Origin of the sequence: Hydrogenophaga sp. (genome assembly GCF_026125825.1) — a bacterium.
Classification (GTDB): Bacteria; Pseudomonadota; Gammaproteobacteria; order Burkholderiales; family Burkholderiaceae_C; genus Hydrogenophaga.
Window position 1 is genome coordinate 1 of the sequence record NZ_JAHCKK010000191.1, and the last position, 3191, is coordinate 3191.

Annotated in this window: 4 protein-coding genes; all 4 read left to right on the plus strand. The window is 64.1% G+C overall.

The window, feature by feature from the left end:
* Nucleotides 1-225: 225 nt before the first annotated feature.
* Nucleotides 226-561 carry a flagellar transcriptional regulator FlhD gene (gene flhD, locus KIT86_RS24740; RefSeq protein WP_297403347.1) on the plus strand — a complete coding sequence of 112 codons (336 nt, stop codon included), beginning with the start codon at nt 226-228 and terminating at the stop codon, nt 559-561.
* 66 nt (nt 562-627) lie between these two features.
* The gene (gene flhC, locus KIT86_RS24745; protein WP_297403349.1) at nt 628-1164 is read left to right on the plus strand and encodes a flagellar transcriptional regulator FlhC; all 537 of its coding nucleotides are present in this window, start codon (nt 628-630) and stop codon (nt 1162-1164) included.
* Nucleotides 1165-1323: 159 nt separating this feature from the next.
* Nucleotides 1324-2181, plus strand: coding sequence for a flagellar motor stator protein MotA (motA, locus tag KIT86_RS24750; RefSeq protein ID WP_297403351.1), 858 nt, complete (start codon nt 1324-1326; stop codon nt 2179-2181).
* 114 nt (nt 2182-2295) lie between these two features.
* Nucleotides 2296-3191, plus strand: an 896-nt coding sequence (gene motB / locus KIT86_RS24755; protein WP_297403353.1) for a flagellar motor protein MotB, incomplete at its 3' end; no start/stop codon positions are given.

The following is a 3191-nucleotide window of genomic DNA, read 5'->3' on the forward strand; positions in this document are numbered from 1 at the left end:
GTCTCGGGCCGGCTTAGCCGGACCCTTGACGCCTCTGGACGCTGTGCGGCGGCTGCACAGGCGGGATCGATTTGAGTACCAAGGTTGTAGGCGTTTGGATGACAAGGGGGTGGTGCGCACCTGACAGCACGCACAGACTTTTCCCGATTCAAGTTTTTTTACCGCTCGACACAATTCATACATCGGGCCAACAAACAGCGGCTCTCACTGAAAGAAGGAAACATCATGGACAGCGAACAACTCCTGGCAGAAATCCGCGAAGCCAACCTGACGTACCTCATGCTGGCGCAGAACCTGATCCGCAAGGACCGCGCCGAAGCGCTGTACCGCCTGGGTCTGACCGAAGAAGCCGCCGACCTGCTGGGCATGCTGTCCACGGCGCAACTGCTCAAGATCGCTTCCAGCAACATGCTGCTGTGCCGCTTCCGCGTCGACGACGACCTGGTGTGGAACCTGCTGACCAGCCACAACGTGAAGAAGGTGGACAACAGCACCACCACCCAGCTGCACGCCAGCATCCTGATGGCCGGCCGTTTCGCCGAGTCCATGGCCGCTCACTGAGCCGCGCTCCCCGCTTTTCCTTCTTCTTTCCTTTTCTCTTTCTTCCGTTTCATCCAGGAGCCCACCATGGCCGCAGGCAAGAGCATCCTCAACGAGTCGCGTGACATCGAGCGCGCCGTCGCCCTGATCCAGCTCGGCGCCCGCCTGCAGGTCCTGGAGTACGAAACCAGCCTGTCCTACGAGCGCCTGCTGCGCCTTTACAAGGAAGTGGCCGGCAAGTCGCCGTCCAAGGGCCAGCTGCCCTTCTCGACCGACTGGTTCCTGACCTGGCAGCCCAACATCCACTCGTCGCTGTTCCTCAACATCCACGAGTACCTCTCCAAGACCAGCGAACTCGAAGAGATCGACACGGTCATCAAAGCCTTCCGCCTGTACAGCGAGCAGATGCAGGCCAGCGCCATCGAGCCGCTGCTCTCGGTCACCCGTGCCTGGCGCCTGGTGAAGTTCGTGGACAACGGCATGCTCACGCTGACCAAGTGCTCCTGCTGCGGCGGCCACTTCGTCACCGAGCCCTACGAAAACCGGCACTTCGTCTGCGGCCTGTGCCAGCCCCCGGCGCGCGCCGGCAAGGGCAGCGCCAACGGTGGCCTCAAGCTGCATTGACCCCGAGCTTTTCCGCTCAAACCCTGAAATGGACCCCGATGCGGGTCCATTTCGCGTTTATGGCCCCCATCAATCCCCCCTAGAGTTGGCCGATAGAAAACGCATCCCTCCAAGTCACGCGCTCAGCGGTCAGCCGCGTCCTCTTCCAGGCACAAGAACATGTTCGTCATCATTGGTTTCGTGGTTTCGATGGTCTGCATCTTCGGGGTATTCATATTCCACGGAGGCAACATCGGTGTCGTGCTCAAGGCGTTGCCCTTCGAGCTGACCACCATCCTGGGCGCGGCGCTGGGGGCTTTCCTCATCAACAACCAGATGAAGGTGGTCAAGGCGTCGTTCAAAGGCCTGGCCCAGTGCTTCAAGGGCAGCCGCTACACCAAGGCGCGTTACATGGAGCTGCTCGCGCTGCTGTTCGACATCCTGCAAAAGGCCCGCAAGGAAGGCCTGATGGCGATCGAGCAGGACGTGGAGAACCCGCATGAGTCGGCGCTGTTCAAGAAATACCCCACCATCGCGGCCGACCACCACGTGGTCGAGTTCATCACCGACTACCTGCGCATGATGGTCTCGGGCAACCTCAACGCGCACGAGATCGAGTCGCTGATGGATGCCGAGATCGAAACCCACCACCAGGAAGCGCACGCCCCGGTGGCCGCCATCGCCCGCCTGGCCGGCGGGCTGCCGGCTTTCGGCATCGTGGCCGCCGTGCTGGGCGTGGTGAACACCATGGGCTCGGTGGGCCAGCCGCCCGCCGTGCTCGGCGGCATGATCGGTTCGGCCCTGGTCGGCACCTTCCTTGGCATCTTGCTGGCCTATGGCGTGTTCGAACCCCTGGGCGGCCTGCTCGACCAGAAGATGGAAGAGGGCAGCAAGGAACTGCTGTGCGTCAAGACCACGCTGCTCTCCAGCATGCAGGGCTACGCCCCGCTGACCGCGATCGAGTTTGGCCGCAAGGTGCTGTTCGCCGACGTGCGGCCGACCTTCGCCGAGCTCGAAACGCATGTGAAGAAGAAGTAACCATGCAACGCGAGCAGACACGCCATTCCAGGGCGCCGCGGAACCGGCTTTGCCGGGCCGCCAGCGCCGCCCCCTTGAGGGGGTCGCGCGCAGCGCGGCAGGGGGGAGCTCCATATGGCGGGTGATGGAAAGAAACTTCAGCCGATCATCATCAAGCGCATCAAGAAGGGCGGCCATGCCGCCCACGGCGGTGCGTGGAAGATCGCGTACGCCGACTTCGTGACCGCGATGATGGCCTTCTTCCTGCTGATGTGGCTGCTGGGCTCCACCGCCAAGGGCGAGTTGCAGGGCATTGCCAGCTACTTCCAGTCACCGGTGAAGGTCTCGCTCATGGGCGGGCCGGGCACGGGCAACAGCAGCAGCATCCTGCCCGGTGGCGGGCGCGACCTGAGCAAATCCTTTGGCCAGATGGACAGCGGCGAGGCCGAGCGCGCGGCCAAGCTCATCGGCGCGCAGATGGCGCGCGCCGACTCGGTGCGCCGCGACGCCGCGCGCATCGACGCCCTGGAGCGCAAGATCACCACGCTGATCGAGAAGAACCCCAAGCTCGCGGAGTTCGGCTCCCAGATCCAGCTGGAGAAAACCCTCGACGGCCTGCACATCCAGATCGTGGACCAGCAGAACAGGCCCATGTTCGACACCGGCAGCGCGATGGTCAAGCCCTATATGCGCGACATCCTGCGCGAGATCGGTGCGGCCCTGGGCGACGTGGAGAACCGCATCGCCCTGGCCGGCCACACCGACGCCACGCCTTACGGCAGCGGCGAGCGCGGCTACAGCAACTGGGAGCTGTCGGCCGACCGGGCCAACGCCTCGCGCCGCGAGCTGGTGGCCGGTGGCCTGCCGCCGGACAAGCTGCGCCGGGTGGAAGGCCTGGCGTCGAGCCGGCTGCTGCGCGAAGACCTGCCCACCGACCCGATCAACCGCCGCATCAGCATCGTGGTGATGACGCAGGAGGCCGAAGACCGCTTGCTGCCCCGCTCCTCGCCCACGCCCGTGATGCCCATGCT